The 16,996-nt window shown below is 67.2% G+C and carries 13 protein-coding genes; 7 read left to right on the forward strand and 6 right to left on the reverse strand.

What is annotated here, in order from left to right; genetic code table 11:
• Positions 1–56 precede the first annotated feature (56 nt).
• The 3 genes from CAL15_RS15510 to CAL15_RS15520 all read left to right on the forward strand — a co-directional run bounded on the left by CAL15_RS15510 (position 57) and on the right by CAL15_RS15520 (position 5,861).
• Positions 57–974, forward strand: a complete 918-nt coding sequence (locus CAL15_RS15510; RefSeq protein WP_086079422.1) for a LysR substrate-binding domain-containing protein — start codon at positions 57–59, stop codon at positions 972–974.
• Between the two features lie 130 nt (positions 975–1,104).
• Positions 1,105–3,144 carry an alkaline phosphatase D family protein gene (locus CAL15_RS15515; protein WP_086079423.1) on the forward strand — a complete coding sequence of 680 codons (2,040 nt, stop codon included), beginning with the start codon at positions 1,105–1,107 and terminating at the stop codon, positions 3,142–3,144.
• 230 nt (positions 3,145–3,374) lie between these two features.
• On the forward strand, positions 3,375–5,861 hold the full coding sequence (locus CAL15_RS15520; protein WP_086079424.1) for a DUF3772 domain-containing protein: 2,487 nt from the start codon (positions 3,375–3,377) through the stop codon (positions 5,859–5,861).
• Between the two features lie 16 nt (positions 5,862–5,877).
• On the opposite strand, the gene CAL15_RS15525 is transcribed toward CAL15_RS15520, so the two are convergent.
• Both CAL15_RS15525 and CAL15_RS15530 read right to left on the reverse strand, forming a co-directional pair.
• Positions 5,878–6,765, reverse strand: a complete 888-nt coding sequence (locus CAL15_RS15525) for an EamA family transporter (RefSeq protein WP_086079425.1) — start codon at positions 6,763–6,765, stop codon at positions 5,878–5,880.
• A gap of 102 nt (positions 6,766–6,867) precedes the next feature.
• Positions 6,868–7,164: a YciI-like protein gene (locus tag CAL15_RS15530; RefSeq protein ID WP_086081121.1), complete on the reverse strand. Its 297-nt coding sequence runs from the start codon at positions 7,162–7,164 to the stop codon at positions 6,868–6,870.
• Between the two features lie 136 nt (positions 7,165–7,300).
• Between CAL15_RS15530 and CAL15_RS15535 the strand changes: the two genes are divergently transcribed.
• Entirely contained in the window at positions 7,301–7,591 is a 291-nt protein-coding gene (locus tag CAL15_RS15535) for an antibiotic biosynthesis monooxygenase family protein (RefSeq protein ID WP_086079426.1), read from the forward strand.
• 89 nt (positions 7,592–7,680) lie between these two features.
• Positions 7,681–9,288, forward strand: a complete 1,608-nt coding sequence (locus tag CAL15_RS15540) for a gamma-glutamyltransferase family protein (protein ID WP_232467987.1) — start codon at positions 7,681–7,683, stop codon at positions 9,286–9,288.
• 43 nt (positions 9,289–9,331) lie between these two features.
• Here the strand turns inward: CAL15_RS15540 and CAL15_RS15545 are convergent, their stop codons facing one another.
• The 4 genes from CAL15_RS15545 to CAL15_RS15560 form a co-directional block, all read right to left on the reverse strand.
• Positions 9,332–9,916, reverse strand: coding sequence for a hypothetical protein (locus CAL15_RS15545; RefSeq protein WP_086079427.1), 585 nt, complete (start codon positions 9,914–9,916; stop codon positions 9,332–9,334).
• Between the two features lie 139 nt (positions 9,917–10,055).
• The gene (locus tag CAL15_RS15550; protein WP_086079428.1) at positions 10,056–10,514 is read right to left on the reverse strand and encodes an RcnB family protein; all 459 of its coding nucleotides are present in this window, start codon (positions 10,512–10,514) and stop codon (positions 10,056–10,058) included.
• A 110-nt stretch (positions 10,515–10,624) separates the two neighbouring features.
• Positions 10,625–11,197 (reverse strand): 3'-5' exonuclease, encoded by a 573-nt coding sequence (locus tag CAL15_RS15555; RefSeq protein WP_420042559.1) that lies wholly within the window; start codon positions 11,195–11,197, stop codon positions 10,625–10,627.
• A gap of 235 nt (positions 11,198–11,432) precedes the next feature.
• Positions 11,433–12,146 carry a glutathione S-transferase gene (locus CAL15_RS15560; RefSeq protein ID WP_086079430.1) on the reverse strand — a complete coding sequence of 238 codons (714 nt, stop codon included), beginning with the start codon at positions 12,144–12,146 and terminating at the stop codon, positions 11,433–11,435.
• 230 nt (positions 12,147–12,376) lie between these two features.
• Here CAL15_RS15560 and acnB point away from each other — a divergent pair, with 230 nt between their 5' ends.
• A complete protein-coding gene (acnB, locus tag CAL15_RS15565; RefSeq protein ID WP_086079431.1) occupies positions 12,377–14,968 on the forward strand; it encodes a bifunctional aconitate hydratase 2/2-methylisocitrate dehydratase in 2,592 nt (863 codons plus the stop codon).
• 235 nt (positions 14,969–15,203) lie between these two features.
• Positions 15,204–16,853, forward strand: coding sequence for an S-layer protein (locus tag CAL15_RS15570; RefSeq protein ID WP_420042509.1), 1,650 nt, complete (start codon positions 15,204–15,206; stop codon positions 16,851–16,853).
• Positions 16,854–16,996: the final 143 nt, after the last annotated feature.

Below are 16,996 nucleotides of genomic sequence, written 5' to 3' on the forward strand. Positions count from 1 at the left end.
CTTCCGCGTCGAAAATCGATATATTCCGTCCATATCGGTCGAGAAACCTTACCAATATGCGTCTTCCCCTGAGCACCCTGCCCGTCTTCCGCTGCGTGGCCGAAATGCAGAACTTGCGCGCGGCCGCGGCGGCGCTGCATCTCACGCATAGCGCCGTCAGCCAGCAGATCAAGACGCTGGAAACGCAGCTCGGTTTCGCGCTGTTCGATCGACGCGGCCGCGGCGTGGTGCTGAACGCGGCGGGAGAAGCACTGCTGCGCAGCGTGCAGCCGGCACTGGGCCTGCTGGAGGATGGCATGCAGGCGGCCGCCGCCGTGGCCAGCGGCACCGAGCAGCGGCTGCGCATCACTGTCCTGCCCTCCTTCGCGCAACGCTGGCTGTTGCCCCGCATGGGCGACTGGCGCGCACAGCATCCGCATCTGGCTCTGGAGATCGATGCCTCGCAAAACTTGGTGGACCTGCACCGCGCGGGGCTGCACGCGGCGATACGTTATGGGCGCGGCCCATGGCATGGACTCGAGTCGGAGCCCTTGCTGGATGCCCCATTGCCCTGGATCGTGGTCGGCTCGCCCTCGGCCGCCCGCAGGCTGCTGGGTGCACCGCCGGAGGCTTACACGCGCGAACCCCTGCTGGGCGAGGACGAGTTGTGGCATGCGTGGTTCAAGGCGGCCGGCGTACGTGCTCAAGTGAAGCCCGTGGCGGTGTTCAACGATGCGGGGCTGCTTTTGCAAGCCGCGGAACAGCAGATCGGCCTGGCATTGACGCGCGAACTACTGGCCGCGGACGCACTGGCCGCCGGCAAGCTGGTGCGGCTGTCACCCCTGTCCGTACCTTATGAGGACACGCAGACCTACCACCTTGCGTACAGGCCGGAGCTGCGCGATTGGCCTCCGCTGCGGGCCCTGCGCCTCTGGCTGCGGCAGGAACTGCGGGCCGCGCAAACCAAACTGCGCCATATGCCCGAATCAGGGTAGGCTGCCCTTTGTTGTCACGCCGATGCAATAGGTCGGTGCGGTAATACCCGCGCTTGGAAACATACAGCAACGGGCCGCCGCGCCACGCGCCGGCCCCGTCTTCATCGACCATCACATCGGGCACACATCCATGGACCGCAGAAAATTCCTGAAATGGGGCAGCTTCCTCACCGTCTCCGTCGCCACCACCGGCCTGGCGGGCTGTGGCGGCAGCGACGATGATGACGATGACAACGGCAATGGCGACGGCGGCGCTGGCGGCGGCTCGACCCGCTACACCTATCCGCAAGGCATCGCCTCGGGCGACCCGCGGCCGGACGGCATCATCCTGTGGACCCGCGTGATCGGCGAGGATGGCGCAGCCGTTCCGGTGACCGTGCAGTTGGCGCGCGACGAAGCTTTCACGCAACTGCTGGTGAACGAACGCATCAGCGCCGAGCCCGATTGGGATCACACCGTGCGCCACAAGGTCACCGGCCTGGATGCCGGCACGAACTACTACTACCGTTTCGTGGCCGGCGACAACGCGAGCGTCATCGGCCGCACGCGCACCGCGCCCGCCGACAGCGCCGCGGTGGCGCAGCTGCGCTTCGCCTTCATCTCCTGTCAGGACTGGAGCGTGAACCATTGGGCCGCGTTCGATGAGATGCTGAAGGAAGACCTGGACTTCATCGTGCACCTGGGCGACTACGTGTACGAGACGGTGGACGCGGCCTTCCAGACCGGCGTCGTCGAAAGCGCCCATGGCGCGCTGACGCTGCCCGATGGCACGCGCCGCGACGATGGCGCGATCTATGCGACCACGCTGGCCGACTATCGCACGCTGTACCGCAGCTACCGTTCGGATCCGCGCCTGCAGGCGCTGCATGCGCGCTTTCCCATGATCGCGATCTGGGACGACCACGAGTTCTCGGACGATTGCTGGGAAGACCGCCAGACATACGCGGTGGGCGAGGACGAGACGCCGCGCACCAGCCGCCGCCGCAGCGCGAACCAGGCCTGGTTCGAGTTCATGCCGGCCGACGTGCGCCTGGACCTGAACGATCCGTCCTTCGACAACATCCAGATCTACCGCGCCTTCCGCTTCGGCAGCCTTGCCACGCTGGTGATGACCGACGAGCGCCTGTATCGCAGCGACCACGTTCTTCCGGAGCAGGAAGCCGGCAGCGAGATCGGCAGCCGCTATTTCGTGCCCAAGGCAACGCTGGCGGGCGTGGAAGCGATGAAAATGGGCGCCGCGGGCGGCACGCTGACGCCCGTGTCGATCCTGGGCGATACCCAGCGCGCGTGGTGGAAGACGCAGCTGCGCGACAGCACCACGACATGGAATCTCTGGGGCAATGAAGTCTCGCTGCTGCGCATGCAGTTCAACGGCATCCAGGCCGTGGCAGCGCTTCTCACGCAGGGGCTGGTTGCCTCCACGCCGGCCCTCTCCTCGGCGGCAGGCCAGATTCTTACCGCACTGGTGCTGGACCTGGCCGCCGCGGACAAGACCGGGGCGCAGCCTGTGACGACCTATCCCAACCTTTCCGCACTGCTCGCCGCCCCTCCGCTGAACGTACCGCCGGCGAACATTGCCGTCATCACGGCCGCGCTGGACGGCCAGTTGCCGCCGTCGATCCTGTTGGACGAGTATCTGCTCAATGCCGACCAGTGGGACGGCTTCAATGCCGAGCGCAAGGACATGATGGCGTTCGTGCGCGACGAAAACATCCAGAACCTGGTGGCGCTGACGGGCGACATCCATGCCTTCTTCGCCGGGCCGGTGATGGACGACTACGACGCGGCGACGCCCGTTCCCGTGATGGTGGACCTGGTCACGGCGGGCGTGTCGAGCAACTCGTTCTTCAGCTACTTCAAGAACGTGGTGGATAGCAACCCGGTGTTCTCGGCGGCCAAACCGCTTATCTATAGCGAAGCCGCGGGCGTGATCACCAACGCGTTCAACGACACGCTGACGCAGTTCAACTCCAACTGGCTGCGCTATATCGAGACCGACGCGCAGGGCTTTGCCGTGGTGACGCTGACGCCGAGCCAGCTGGTGTGCAGCTTCAAGAGGCTGAAGCCGCTGGACGGCGACCGCGCGCCCGCCTCGCCGGCCGTCGAGTCGGAGACCATTCTGCGGATCGCCGCCGGTACTCCCGACGTGATCGTGGACCCGGCGACCTGATCGGACGCCCAGCCGCCGCTGTGCAGTCGCCCTGGTGGGGGCCTTTCGAAGCCGGATCGTCGTCCAGCTTCACAGGGCCCATACCGCAGCGCGCGGCGGCTTTCTTCTTCGACCCGCTCATCGGCGTCCGGACGATCCGGATCGCCGCCGCGCAGCGACAGATTTTGTCGCAACCGCCCCCATCCAGAATTGCTATGCTGCCGCGATCGCAAAGACTCTGATCGTGCTGCATGACCTTCTCCCACTTCCGTCGCTCCCACCGCCTGTATGCCTGGCTGCTGTGCTGCTGCCTGGCGCTGGCCTCCCTCATGGCGGCCGGCGCGGTCCATGCGCAGCAGGAAGACGTGGCCGACGCCGAGGCCAAGCTGACCGAGGCACGCGAGCGCATCGACACCATCCGCAAGGGTCTGGAGGGCAAACCCAGCGATAGCGACCTCAACCAATGGCGCGCCGACGTGCAGAAGGTCCAGTCGCAGGCCGACGCGCTCGCCGAGGCGCTGACGCCGCAATTGGCGGACGTGACGGCGCGCCTGAACCAGCTGGGCCCCGTGTCCGAAGAGGTGAAGGAAGCGCCGGACGTGGCCGAGCAACGGCGCGAACTGGGCAAGTCCAGCAGCAGCATCGACGCGCAGATCAAGCTGGCGCGCCTACTGTCGGTAGAAGCCGGCCAGACCGCCGAGCGCATATCCGCGCTACGGCGCACACAATTCCAGGAAACGCTGGGCGAAAGACGCGGCACCTTTCTTTCCGGCGGCTTCTGGCGGGATCTGCGCAGCGAGATGCCGCGTGACCTGAGCCGTGCGGGCAACCTGGGCCGGGACCTGCTGGCCGGCATGCGCGGCACGCCGGCCTGGGCATGGCTGGCGCTGGCGGCACTGCTGGCCGCACTGCTGTTCGTGCGGCGATGGCTGCGGGCCCTGCTGCTGAAGCTGACCAGCACGCGGGTTCCGCCCGGCCGCCTGCGCCGCTCCTTCCTGGCGGCTGCGTTCGCGCTGCTGGGCGCGGCGGTGCCCGGCGCGGTCGCCGCGCTGATCAATGTGGGCCTGACCTGGAACGGCGCGCTGCCCGACGCAACGCAGACCCTGCTTGCCGACCTGGTCGGCGTCATCTGTCTGGCTGGCTATATCGCGGGGATGGGCTACGCATTGCTGTCGGCCAGTCGGCCCTCGTGGCGCCTGCTGCCGCTGCCCGATGCCGTGGCGGAAGGGCTGCGCTGGCTGCCCGGCAGCCTGGCCATACTGGCGGTGGCGGTGTGGCTGTCGCAACGTCTGCCTGCCCTGCTCAATGTCAGCCTGACCACCACCATCGCGCTCAATAATCTCGCGGCCGCCGCGCTCGGCGTGGTACTGGTCGTGGCGCTGCGGCGGGGCGAACGGCTGCGGCGCCAGGCCGCAGCGGCGGCGGCGCCCGCCGATGCCGATCAGCCCACGCCGCCGCGGCCGTTCTGGGTCGGGGTCGCCACCAACCTGGCGTGGGCGGCTCTGATCGTGGGGCTGGCGGGACTGCTGATCGGATACGCCGCGTTCGGCAGCTTCGTGATCGGGCAGGTGCTGTGGGTGCTGATCGTGCTGTCCTCGGCCTACCTCATCTCGCTGTTGCTGGAGGACGGCTTCACCACGGTGCTGGCCGGCAAGCAGCAGGAAGAGAAGACGCCGCAGTCGCAGTTGCGCCAGCAGGCCGCGGTGCTGCTGTCGGGCGCCAGCCGCATCGCCGTGCTGGCGGTGGCTGCCGTGCTGCTGGTAAGCCCGTTCGGCGAAGGGCCGAGCGAACTCATCCATCGCCTGGGGCTGCTGCATCGCGGCCTGCAGATCGGCGAGGTGCAGTTGCGCCCCGGGTCGCTGGTGCAGGCCTTGATGGCGCTGGCCCTAGGCGTGCTGGCGGTGCGCGTGCTCAAGCGCTGGCTGACCGAACGCTATCTTCCCACCACCAATTTCGACCCGGGCATGCAGACCTCGGCCGCCACGCTGTTTGGCTATGCCGGCATCGTGTTCGCCGTCTCGCTGTCGCTGTCCGTGCTGGGCCTGGGACTGGAGCGGGTCGCGTGGATCGCCAGCGCCCTGTCGGTGGGCATCGGTTTCGGCCTGCAGGCGGTGGTGCAGAACTTCGTGTCGGGGCTGATACTGCTGGCCGAACGGCCAGTGCGCGTGGGCGACTGGGTATCGCTGGGCGGCATCGAGGGCGACATCCAGCGCATCAACGTGCGCGCGACCGAGATCCAGATGGGCGACCGTTCGACGGTGATCGTGCCGAACTCGGAATTCATCACCAAGACCGTGCGCAACGTCACGCACTCGAATCCGCTGGGGCGCGTGCAGATACGCCTGCCCATGCCGCTCAGCACGCATGCGGCCGAGGTGCGCGACCTGATGCTGTCGGCCTTCTCCGAGCGCGAAGAGATATTGGAGACGCCCGCCGCCGACGTGTTCCTGGACGGCATCGAAGGCGACCGGCTGATATTCAACGCCGTGGGCTATGTAAGTTCGCCGCGCGCGGCCTATGTGGTGCGCAGCAAGCTGCTGTTCGAGATTCTGCAGCGCCTGGCCGCCGCAGGACTGGAGATGGCACCGCAGGCGACCATGTTGCTGCGCGATGCGCGGCACGAGGCCGAGGCCGCGCAGCCGCCCGGCAGCAGCGCGGTGCCGCCGCCCCGCGACGACCTCGCGGCCCAGGCGTCGGGCTCGGCCGACATGGGTCCTCCGCCTCCGCCCAGGGCCTGAGGTTCGCCGCGGACAATCAGGCGTGGCGCCGCGCGGCGAGGCGCCCGGAGTACAGGTTCAACGCCAGGCCGCCCAGCACGAGAACGGCCGCGTACAGTTTCCAGTCGGGCAGCGGCTCGGCCACCAGCCAGGCTGACGACAGCATGCCGAACACCGGGACCAGCAAGGCCGTGGGGGCCACCGTGGAAGCGGGATGGCGCGCCATCAGCCAGTTCCATACGCCGAAGGCGAAGGTGGTATTGCCCAGCGCCTGCCACAGCACCGCGAGCCAGCCATGCCAGGTCGCGTTCGCCAGCGCATGCGCGATCTCCTGCGGGCCGTCCACCAACAGGCTCAGGACCAGCACCGGCACGCAACCGTACAGGCAACTCCAGGTGGTAAGCGCCAGCATGTTGACCTTCCCCGCCGTCCGCACCAGCGTATTGGCGCATCCCCAGCAGAAAGCCGCCGACAGCACCATGGCCAGCCCCGCCAGCGTGACCGCGGCGGCCGGATCGATGATGCTGTGCCAAGCCACCACGACGTAGCCTGCCACGGCGAGCCCCAGCGCCAGCACCTGCAGGGGCCGCAGCCGCTCGCCGCTGATCGCCATGGACAGCAGAATGGTGAAGAAGACCTGCGCCTGCACCACCAGCGACGCCAGTCCGGGCGAGATGTCGTGTCGCATGGCCCAGTACAGCAGCCCGAACTGGCCGACGCTCAACAGCGTGCCCAGGGCCGCCATGCGGGTCCACGGCACGGCCGGGCGCTTGAGCAGGAAGACCCACGGCAACGCCGACAGCACGAAGCGCAGCGCGGAGAAGAGGAACGAGGGGAACTCGTCCAGCCCCCACTTGATGACGACGAAATTCGTGCCCCATACGAAGACGACGGACAACGCCAGCAGCAGGTGGGATAAGGGCATGTCAGGACAAAGGGAACGGCGTGGGCATGGCGGTACGCCCGGGAAACGCAAGAGTGTACCGAAGCCGGCATGGCATGCCGGCTGAATTGCGGCGCGATGGACTCAGGGAACAGGATGCGCCGCGCCCTCGCCCACCACGGTCATCCACGGGCGCACGCGCCAGTGGGTGACCAGGCCTTCCCGCACGTAGGGGTCGGCGGCGGCGAACGCCTGGGCGGCGGCGGGCGTGTCGCCCTGGAACAGCAGGACGGCGCCGTCGGCCGGATCGGCCAACGCGCCGGCCAGCACAAGCTCACCACGCTGCACAGCCTGGCGCGCCAGCGCAAGGTGCTCATCGCGCCAGGCGGCGCGCCGCACCACGTAATCGGGCACTACGTCGTAGAACAGCAGGAAATGCATGGCGGTCTCCTCGCGCAAAGGAATATGCGCAGGCGCATCATCATAAACGCGGAGGTCGTCGCGCGGCCGGGCCGGTTGCGCCATACTGGCGGACTGACCGGCGCCGTTCCGGGCCCGGCATCATCGGAGACACACAATGATCCAGGAAATCGCCAGCATCCGCGTCCGTGCCGGACACGAAGCCGACTTCGAAGCCGGCGTGGCCAAGGCCAAGCCGCTGTTCCTGCGCGCCCGCGGCTGTCATGGCATGCAGCTGTACCGCAGCATCGAGGAGCCCCTGCAGTACACGCTGGTGGTGGACTGGGAGACAGTGGACAACCACATGGTCGACTTCCGCCAATCGGAGGATTTCCAGGAATGGCGCAAGCTGGTGGGCGAGCATTTCGAGCAGCCTCCCGAAGTGCACCACGAGCAGCAGGTCCTGTAGCGCCGGCGCAGGATATAGCGGCGGCCTACAATGCCGCGACCCTTTCATCGACATGGCGCCGCGGCGCCGCCCGCTTCGTGAGTCCTTCCATGCAGCATCCCAATCATCCCGTGCGCGGCACCTGCGGCATGGCAACCGCTCCCAACGCCCTCGCCTCGCAAAGCGCGCTGGCTGTCCTGCGCGAAGGCGGCAACGCCGTCGAGGCCATGATCGCCGCGGCCGCGACCATTGCCGCCGTGTACCCGCACATGAATGGCCTGGGCGGCGACGGCTTCTGGCTGATCAGCCGGCCGGGCCATGCGCCCATCGGCCTGGAAGCCTGTGGCGCCGCGGCGGGCGCGGCCAGTATCGAGTCCTATCGCGCACTGGGCCTGTCCAGCATTCCGTTTCGCGGCGGGCTGGCGGCCAACACCGTGGCGGGCACGGTGTCGGGATGGGACGCCGCCTATGGCTGGTCGCGCAACGAGCTGCGCGGCCGCATGCCGGTGGCGCGTCTGCTGGAAGACGCCATCGCGTATGCGCGCGACGGCATCCCGGTATCGCGCAGCCTGTCGGCCTGCATCGCCGCCAAGCGTGACGAGCTGGCCGCGGTGCCCGGCTTCGCGCGCACCTTTCTTCCGGACGACGCGGTGCCGGCCGTCGGCAGCCGCTTTCGCCAACCGCGACTGGCCGCCACGCTGGAACACCTGGCGCTGAAGGGACTGGATGACTTCTACCAGGGCGACCTGGCCCACGGCATCGCGCAGGATCTGCAGCAGGCCGGCAGCCCGCTCACGCTGGCCGACCTGCAGGCGCACAAGGCCGTATGGAAAACGCCGCTCGCGCTGACGCACTCGCTGGGCACGATCTACAACATGCCGCCGCCCACGCAGGGGCTGGTCTCGCTGTTGATCCTGGGGCAACTGGACCGCCTGCTGACGCCGGACATGGACCCGCTGGGCGCGCCGTTCGTGCATGCCTGCGTCGAGGCCACCAAGCAGGCCTTTGCCATACGCGACCGCGACATCACCGATCCCGCGTACATGAGCATCGATCCGCAGCAGCTGCTGCAAGCCGACCATCTCGATACGCTGGCCGCGCGCGTGCGGCCCGGACTTGCCGGCGCGTGGGCGGGCGGCAAGGGCCCCGGCGATACGGTGTGGATGGGCGTGATCGACGCCAACGGCGTCGCGGTCAGCTTCATCCAGAGCATCTATCATGAGTTCGGCAGCGGCATCGTGCTGGATCAATCCGGCATCCAGTGGCAGAACCGCGGCTGCAGCTTCTCGCTCGATCCCGAGGCGCGCAATCCGCTCACGCCGGGACGCAAGCCGTTCCATACGCTCAACCCCGCGCTGGCGCGCTTTTCCGACGGCCGCACGATGGTGTACGGCAACATGGGCGGGGACGGGCAGCCGCAATCGCAGGCCGCGGTGTTCAGCCGCATCGCGCGCTTCGGCATGAATCCGCAGGCGGCGATCGATGCGCCGCGCTGGCTGCTGGGACGCACCTGGGGCAACAGCAGCGAGACGCTGAAGCTGGAGTCGCGCTTCCCGCAGGCCACCGTGGACACGCTGCGCGCACTGGGCCATCCGGTGGAAGTGCTGCACGGCTACGACGAAACCATGGGCCACGCCGGCGCCATCGTGCGCCATGCGGACGGACTGTTCGAAGGCGGGAACGATCCGCGCAGCGACGGCGCGGCGGCCGGCTGGTAGCAGGCTACGGGCGCGCGGCATGCCGCGCCGCGCGCATGGCCGCTCAGGCGCGCCGCGCCTGTATGCGCAGCGTGCGCACCATCCGTCCCGCCAGCTGGTACCCGCCCCACAGGCAGAACGGCCGCGAATTCAGCGTGAGCCACATCAGCAGCGCACCCAGCATGGTCATGGTGGGAAACATCCAGAACAGGCCGGCGCGCGCGCCCAGCACCGCCGTGCTCGCGGCCACCAGCAGCATGCCCTGCGTCATGCGGCGCAGGCCATCGAAGGCCTGGCTCGATGCGCGCGCGGCCCCGACGATGCCGGCCACCGCCGCGATGGCAGCCAGCACATTGACCAGCATGATCAACAGCACCCTGCCGGAAGCGTCGCCCAATGGCCGCGGCATCACCTGCAGGATGATCGCGTCGATGCCCGTCAGGGCCAGCGAGCACGACAGCAGCCACATCAAGGGCGCCCACATACCTGGCAGGCGCGGATAGGGATTGTCCGGAGGGAAGAAATCGCGGACGGGGCGCGGAATGTCGGAGAGCCCGCCGGCCGTGCCTGAACGCAGCTCCGCCTCGAATCGGCGACAGCTGGCGATGAGGGCATCCAGGTTGGCGGGAGGGTCGATGATGGCGGACATATGCGGCCGCGGCTGCCGCGGTGGGCGAGCCAGGGTATGTTCATGCTAACGCCATGCCAGCCCGCCTGCATACCTGCGCGCCGCGATCGGGAGAATGACGGGGCGCCGCCACGCGACGCCCCCGGCCCCTTCGGTATTTTCAGCCGCCCAGTACGGCCTGCAGCACGACTCCGGTGGCCACGCCGATCAGGAAATAATCCGCTCCGACATTGATCCAGTGATGGCCGCGCGGCGGAGGCGCGAGGTGATAGGCGTGATAGTCGGCCACCACGTAATGGCCGCCGCGATACATCCGCGGCACATATTCGCCCCGCGACCAGCGGTGATGGGGTCGCGGCGCCGCGTGGTAGTGCTTCTCGACCACGACGCGAGGTGGCGGGCCGCGGCGCGCATGGTGCCATCGGTCGTCGCGATGATCGTCGCGGCGCCACTCCTTGCGGTCGTGCTTGTCATGGCGATCGCCGCGATGTTCGTGCCGGTGTTCCTTGCGATGTTCATGGCGGTCGCGATCCCGTCCGCGATGGTCATCGGCCCAGGCCATGGAGCTGACACCCAGCAGCGAGCAGCTGAGCGCGGCTGCGAGCAAGCGTTTGTACATGGCACGTCCTCATACGAATCAGGGAGACTTCAGTATAAGGATCGCGTCAGGTTGCGGAAGGGGCTGGAAATCCACTGAAATAGCGGCCGCGCCGCCGCAACATTTGGCCATCAATCGGTGGCCAGACGTGTACGCGCCGCCAGGGCGACGGCCACGGTGGTGCGCACGTCGGCCAACGCGCGGTGGGTGGGCGCGCTGACGCCCAGGTGCTGCGCCAGGATGCCCAGCTTGTGCGAGTGCAGTTCGGGCCAGGCCTTGCGCGCCAGCGCCAAGGTGCAATGCGTGGGATTGGCGAACGACATGCCGGTGATCTCGGACGCGGCCAGCAGGAAGCGCCGGTCGAACGAAGCGTTATGGAAGAACACGGGCACGTCGCCCACGAAGTCGAGGAAACCGCTGAAGGCATCCTGCATCGGTATGCCGTCGCGATTGACCTCGGCCTGCGTGATTCCCGTGAGCCGCGAGATGAACGGAGGCAGGCGGCCCCGCAGGCGCACGACCTGCGTGTACTCGCGCTCGACCTCGCCACAGGCCGACACGCGCACCGCGGCGAACTCCAGGATCTCGCAAGACGAACAGGACAGGCCGGTGGTTTCCAGGTCGGCCACCGCGAACGGAGCGCCCAGCGCACGCAGCGCGGCGCTGGCCTGGCGCGCCACGGGCGCGGGTCGCGCGGGCAGCATGGCCGGTACGTGAGCGGGGTCGGCCGCCACGGGCGAATACGGATCGGCGTAGGCCCCGGCGTAGGGATTCGGCGTGGAGTATCGGCGACGGTAGTAGGCCATGCGCGGCGGACGGTGGGCGAAAACGGCCATTGTAGGCCGGCCGGATCGCGCAGCCCGCGCGGCCCTGCCATCACCATGCCGCGCCCTGTTTCTCGATTGCCAGCCCGGCCGTGATCCGGCTCGTTCCTTGCCGCTATTCCGCGTCCAGCTCGGGATAATGGCGGAATATGCCGTCGCCGTAGGGCAGCCTACGGTCGCTGGCGAAGTAATCCTGCAGCTCGGCCAAGGCGGCCACGCGTTCGTGCAGCGCCATCACCTTGGGGCAGCGCGCGGCAACCGTGGACATGCGCCGCGGAAACGCGTGCAGCAGGCCGTCCACCACCAGGAACAGCGACAGGTCGGCGTAGCTCCAACGCTGGCCGCCCGCCAGCCATGGTCCATCGGAGCCGTTCAGCACGCGCTCGAAATAGCCCAGGAACTTCGGTATGCGCTCTTCACGGAAATTCGCGGCGCGCCGCACGGCCTCGTCGCGCTGATCTTCGTAGTACTCGCTGGCGGCGATCGGGTGATGCACGTCGTGCGTTTCGGCCACCAGGTCGGCGATGGTCAGCTGCAACTGGTTCACCCAATAACGGCCGGCGACCGTATCCGGCGCAAGGCCGTGCTTCTCGCCCAGGTACAGCAGAATATTTGCGGTCTGGCCAAGCGTGATGTTGCCAGCCTGCAGATACGGCGGGGCGAACGGCGGTTGCGCGCGATCCGACTTCATGTCTTGGACCACCGTCTTGGCCGTGGCGCCCGGTTCGCGGGCACGTTCGCGATAGTCGATGCCGGCCGCTTCCAGCGCCAGGCGGACGAATTCGCCGCGTCCGGGGATGCCGTCCCAATACCAGAAGTCGTAGGTCATGCGAGGCTCCTTCGAAGGTGAGGACCGCGGTAGGACACGGCCAATTTTGGAAGAGCCTGGCCATCGCAAGCGGCGTGCCCGCCGAGTCGCCAAGCCGCCACCGGGGCGACCAGAGAATGCGAGTCGATTGCAACTCTTATATAAGATATAAGACGTTTGCCCTCATGGCCCCGTTGCCTCTACAATCGCCGCCGTACCTTCACGCCAACCCGACTACTTAGGCAGGCACCATGCTGGAAACCTATCGCAAACACGTGGCGGAACGCGCCGCGCTGGGCATTCCTCCCCTTCCCCTCTCGGCCCAACAGACCGCGGACCTGATCGAGCTGTTGAAGAATCCGCCCGCCGGCGAAGAGCAGAACCTGCTGGGATTGCTGACCCACCGCGTGCCGGCTGGCGTGGACGACGCCGCCAAGGTCAAGGCTTCGTACCTGGCCGCCATCGCGCTGGGCACGGAATCGTGTGCGCTGATCAGCCGCGCCAAGGCCACCGAGCTGCTGGGCACGATGTTGGGCGGCTACAACATCGGACCGCTGGTGCAGCTGCTGGACGATGCCGAAGTGGGCACCGTGGCGGCCGACGCGCTGAAGAAGACTCTGCTCATGTTCGACGCTTTCCACGACGTGAAGGAGAAGGCGGACAAGGGCAACGCCAATGCGCGCGCCGTGATGCAGAGCTGGGCCGATGGCGAGTGGTTCACCGATCGTCCCGAACTGCCGCAGAGCCTGACCATTACGGTCTTCAAGGTGCCCGGCGAGACTAACACCGACGACCTGTCGCCCGCTCCCGACGCCACCACGCGCCCCGACATCCCGATGCACGCGTTGGCCATGCTGAAGAACAAGCGCGAAGGCGCGGCGTTCCAGCCCGAGGAAGACGGCAAGCGCGGTCCGGTGCAGTTCATCCAGGACCTGAAGAAAAAAGGCCACCTGGTCGCCTACGTGGGCGACGTGGTCGGCACGGGTTCGTCGCGCAAGTCGGCGACCAACTCGGTGCTGTGGTTCACGGGCGAGGACATTCCCTTCGTGCCCAACAAGCGCTTCGGCGGCGTGTGCCTGGGCGGCAAGATCGCCCCGATCTTCTACAACACCATGGAAGACGCCGGCGCGCTGCCCATCGAAGTGGACGTGTCCAAGATGGAAATGGGCGACGTCATCGAGCTGCGTCCCTATGAAGGCAAGGCCCTGAAGAACGGCGAAGTCATCTCGACCTTCGAAGTGAAGTCCGACGTGCTGTTCGACGAAGTGCGCGCCGGCGGCCGCATTCCGCTGATCATCGGCCGCGGCCTGACCGCCAAGGCCCGCGAGGCGCTGGGCCTGCCGCCCTCGACGCTGTTCCGCCTGCCCAAGGACCCGGCCGACACCGGCCGCGGCTACACGCTGGCCCAGAAGATGGTCGGCCGCGCCTGCGGCCTGCCCGAAGGCAAGGGCGTGCGCCCGGGCACCTACTGCGAACCGCGCATGACCTCGGTGGGCAGCCAGGACACCACCGGCCCCATGACCCGCGACGAGCTGAAGGACCTGGCCTGCCTGGGCTTCTCGGCCGACCTGGTGATGCAGTCGTTCTGCCACACCGCCGCCTATCCCAAGCCAGTGGACGTGAAGACGCACCACACGCTGCCCCAGTTCATCAGCACGCGTGGCGGCATCTCGCTGCGCCCGGGCGACGGCGTGATCCACTCGTGGCTCAACCGCATGCTGCTGCCCGACACAGTTGGCACCGGCGGCGACTCGCACACCCGCTTCCCCATCGGCATCTCGTTCCCCGCGGGCTCGGGCCTGGTGGCCTTCGCCGCCGCCACGGGCGTGATGCCGCTGGACATGCCGGAGTCGGTGCTGGTGCGCTTCAAGGGCAAGATGCAGCCCGGCGTCACGCTGCGCGACCTGGTCAACGCCATTCCGCTGTACGCCATCAAGCAGGGCCTGCTGACGGTTGCCAAGCAAGGCAAGAAGAACGTGTTCTCGGGCCGCATCCTGGAGATCGAAGGCCTGCCCGACCTGAAGGTGGAACAGGCGTTCGAGCTGTCCGACGCCTCGGCCGAGCGCTCGGCCGCCGGCTGCACGGTGCACCTGAACAAGGAACCGATCATCGAATACATCAACAGCAACATCGTGATGCTGAAGTGGATGATCGCCAACGGCTATGAAGACGAGCGCTCGCTGGGCCGCCGCATCAAGGCCATGGAAGCCTGGCTGGCCGATCCCCAGCTGCTGCAACCCGATGCCGACGCCGAGTACGCCGCCGTCATCGAGATCGACCTGGCCGACATCCACGAACCCATCGTGGCCTGCCCCAACGATCCCGACGACGTGAAGACCCTGTCGGACGTGGCCGGCGCCAAGATCGACGAAGTGTTCATCGGCAGCTGCATGACCAACATCGGCCACTTCCGCGCGGCGTCGAAGCTGCTGGAAGGCAAGCGCGACATCCCCGTCAAGCTGTGGGTAGCGCCGCCCACCAAGATGGATGCGCAGCAACTGACCGAGGAAGGCCACTACGGCGTGTTCGGCACGGCGGGCGCGCGCACCGAGATGCCGGGCTGCTCGCTGTGCATGGGCAACCAGGCGCAGGTGCGCGAAGGCGCGACGGTGATGTCCACCAGCACCCGCAACTTCCCGAACCGCCTGGGCAAGAACACCAACGTGTACCTGGGTTCGGCCGAACTGGCCGCCATCTGCTCGCGCCTGGGCCGCATCCCGACCAAGGACGAGTACATGGCCGACATGGGCGTCATCAACAAGAGCGGCGACCAGATCTACCAGTACCTGAACTTCGACAAGATCGCCGACTACAAGGACGTGGCGGACGTGATCGAGGTGTAAGGCAAAGGCGGCGACCGCCGCCCTTCCGGCACTCGGACAGAAGGCCTCGGAGCGATCCGAGGCCTTCTGCATTTCTGACCAACTGTCTACACTATAGAATGTTATCTCATAACATTCGCCTCACAACCGCAAAATCTGTCGACACTATGTCACGATCGAGTCATTACTGCTGACCATACTGGCGCCTCTTCAAAAGGCGGCACCCCGGCCGCCTTCCCATGGGGACTCTCAAGCCATGACATTGCAGTACGGCCTAAGCCAGCTTCGCCGGGCACTCCTGCCCGCCCTCCTCGCCTGCACAACCCTGCTGTCGGCATGCGGCAGCGACGACGATGACGACAAGCCGGCGCCGCCCGCTTCGGAACAGCCCGCTCCTGAAACGCCGCCGGAGAACACGCCCGAGCCCGAGCCCGTCGAGACCGGAGCCTGGAGCAAGGGCGACCTGCACGTGCACACTTATCAGTCGGACGACGCACAGGTGAGCCTGGAACATGCACTGGATCAGGCCTTCGATCGCTATGAACTGGACTGGGCGTCCATCTCGAATCACCTGCGTACGTCGACCCGCGACCATACCGGCGCCACCATCGCCGGCGGCCCGATCGCCTTTTCGCGCGGCATGGCCGAGTACGAAGTACCGTTCATCAAGCAGCAGCAAGATCTCGGCCGGTACGAAGGCAAGATCATCTTCTCGTCCTTCGAATGGGACATGCCGACGCATGACCACGTCAACATCGGCATCGGCGTAAATGATCCGATGTCGGCCGAATCGCTGGAGGCGGTGGCGGAGTTCGAATATCTGTTCACCAATCGCGCCCCCGCCCTGTTCGACCCCGTGCTGGTCGATCGCCTCAGCGGCGAGACGCGCGCCTATACCACGCATGCCGACGCGCTGACCGCGCTCGCCTGGCTGCGCGACAACCATCCCGACAGCTACATGCTGCTGAACCATCCACTGCGCTATGTGGGCCGCTATAGCGCCGAGAACGTGCGCGAGATGCATGACCTGGCGCCCGACCAGTTCTTCACCATCGAAGGCATGGTGGGCAACCAGATGGAACCCGATCGTGGCGGCTACGTGGCGCCGGCGCGCACTTATGGCGGCGCGGACCCCATGGTCGCGCAACTGGGCGGCATCTGGGACTCGCTGCTGGGCGAAGGCCGCCGCATCTGGACGGTGGCGGACTCCGACTATCACTTCCGCACCCGCCTGGGCCTGTACAGCAGCGGCTACGCCCCCGGCGAGTACTCGAAGACCTACGTACACAAGGACGGCGACGACATGGCGGCCGTGGTGGCGGGGCTGAAGAGCGGCCGCGTGTTCGGCGTGTTCGGCGACCTGATCGACGCGCTGGACTTCTCCGCCACCAGCGCGGCCGGCACCGCCCAGATGGGCGGTGAACTGCAGGCCGCTGCCGGCGAGGAAGTCGAAGTCACCATCCGCTTCCGCAGCCCCGAGCGCAACAACTACGAGTACCCGATCGAAAGCGGCAACCCGACGTACGTGAAGCCGACGGTCGATCACGTGGACCTGATCGTGGGTGACGTGGGCGAACGCGCCGAAGCCGGCACGCCCGAGTATGCCGCCGCCACGAATCCTTCGACCCGAGTGCTGGCGCGCTTCGACCGCGACGACTGGACCGTGGACGAGGAAGGCTACAACGTCATCAAGTACCGCATGACGGTCTCGGGCAATCAATACCTGCGCCTGCGCGGCACGAACCTGGGCGTGGACGTCGCCAACGAGATGGCCGACGGCGAGCCGCTGGCCGACGAGACCATCAACTTCGCCGACAACGTCGCGCGTTTCAACGCGATCAACGCTCGGAACTACAACGACCTGTGGTTCTACTCGAATCCGGTGTTCGTGACGGTAGCGAACTAAAGCGACAGCGGGCCGCAATGGCCTGCTCACCGCCGGAAGCACAAAGGCCTTGGATCGCTCCGATCCCTTGGGCGATGCATGAGATGTTTTGCGCCCGGCAAACGAAGCACGCACACGCGATGCGCGCAAAAAAGGCCCCATCG

Source organism: Bordetella genomosp. 13 (genome assembly GCF_002119665.1).
Classification (GTDB): domain Bacteria; phylum Pseudomonadota; class Gammaproteobacteria; order Burkholderiales; family Burkholderiaceae_B; genus Bordetella.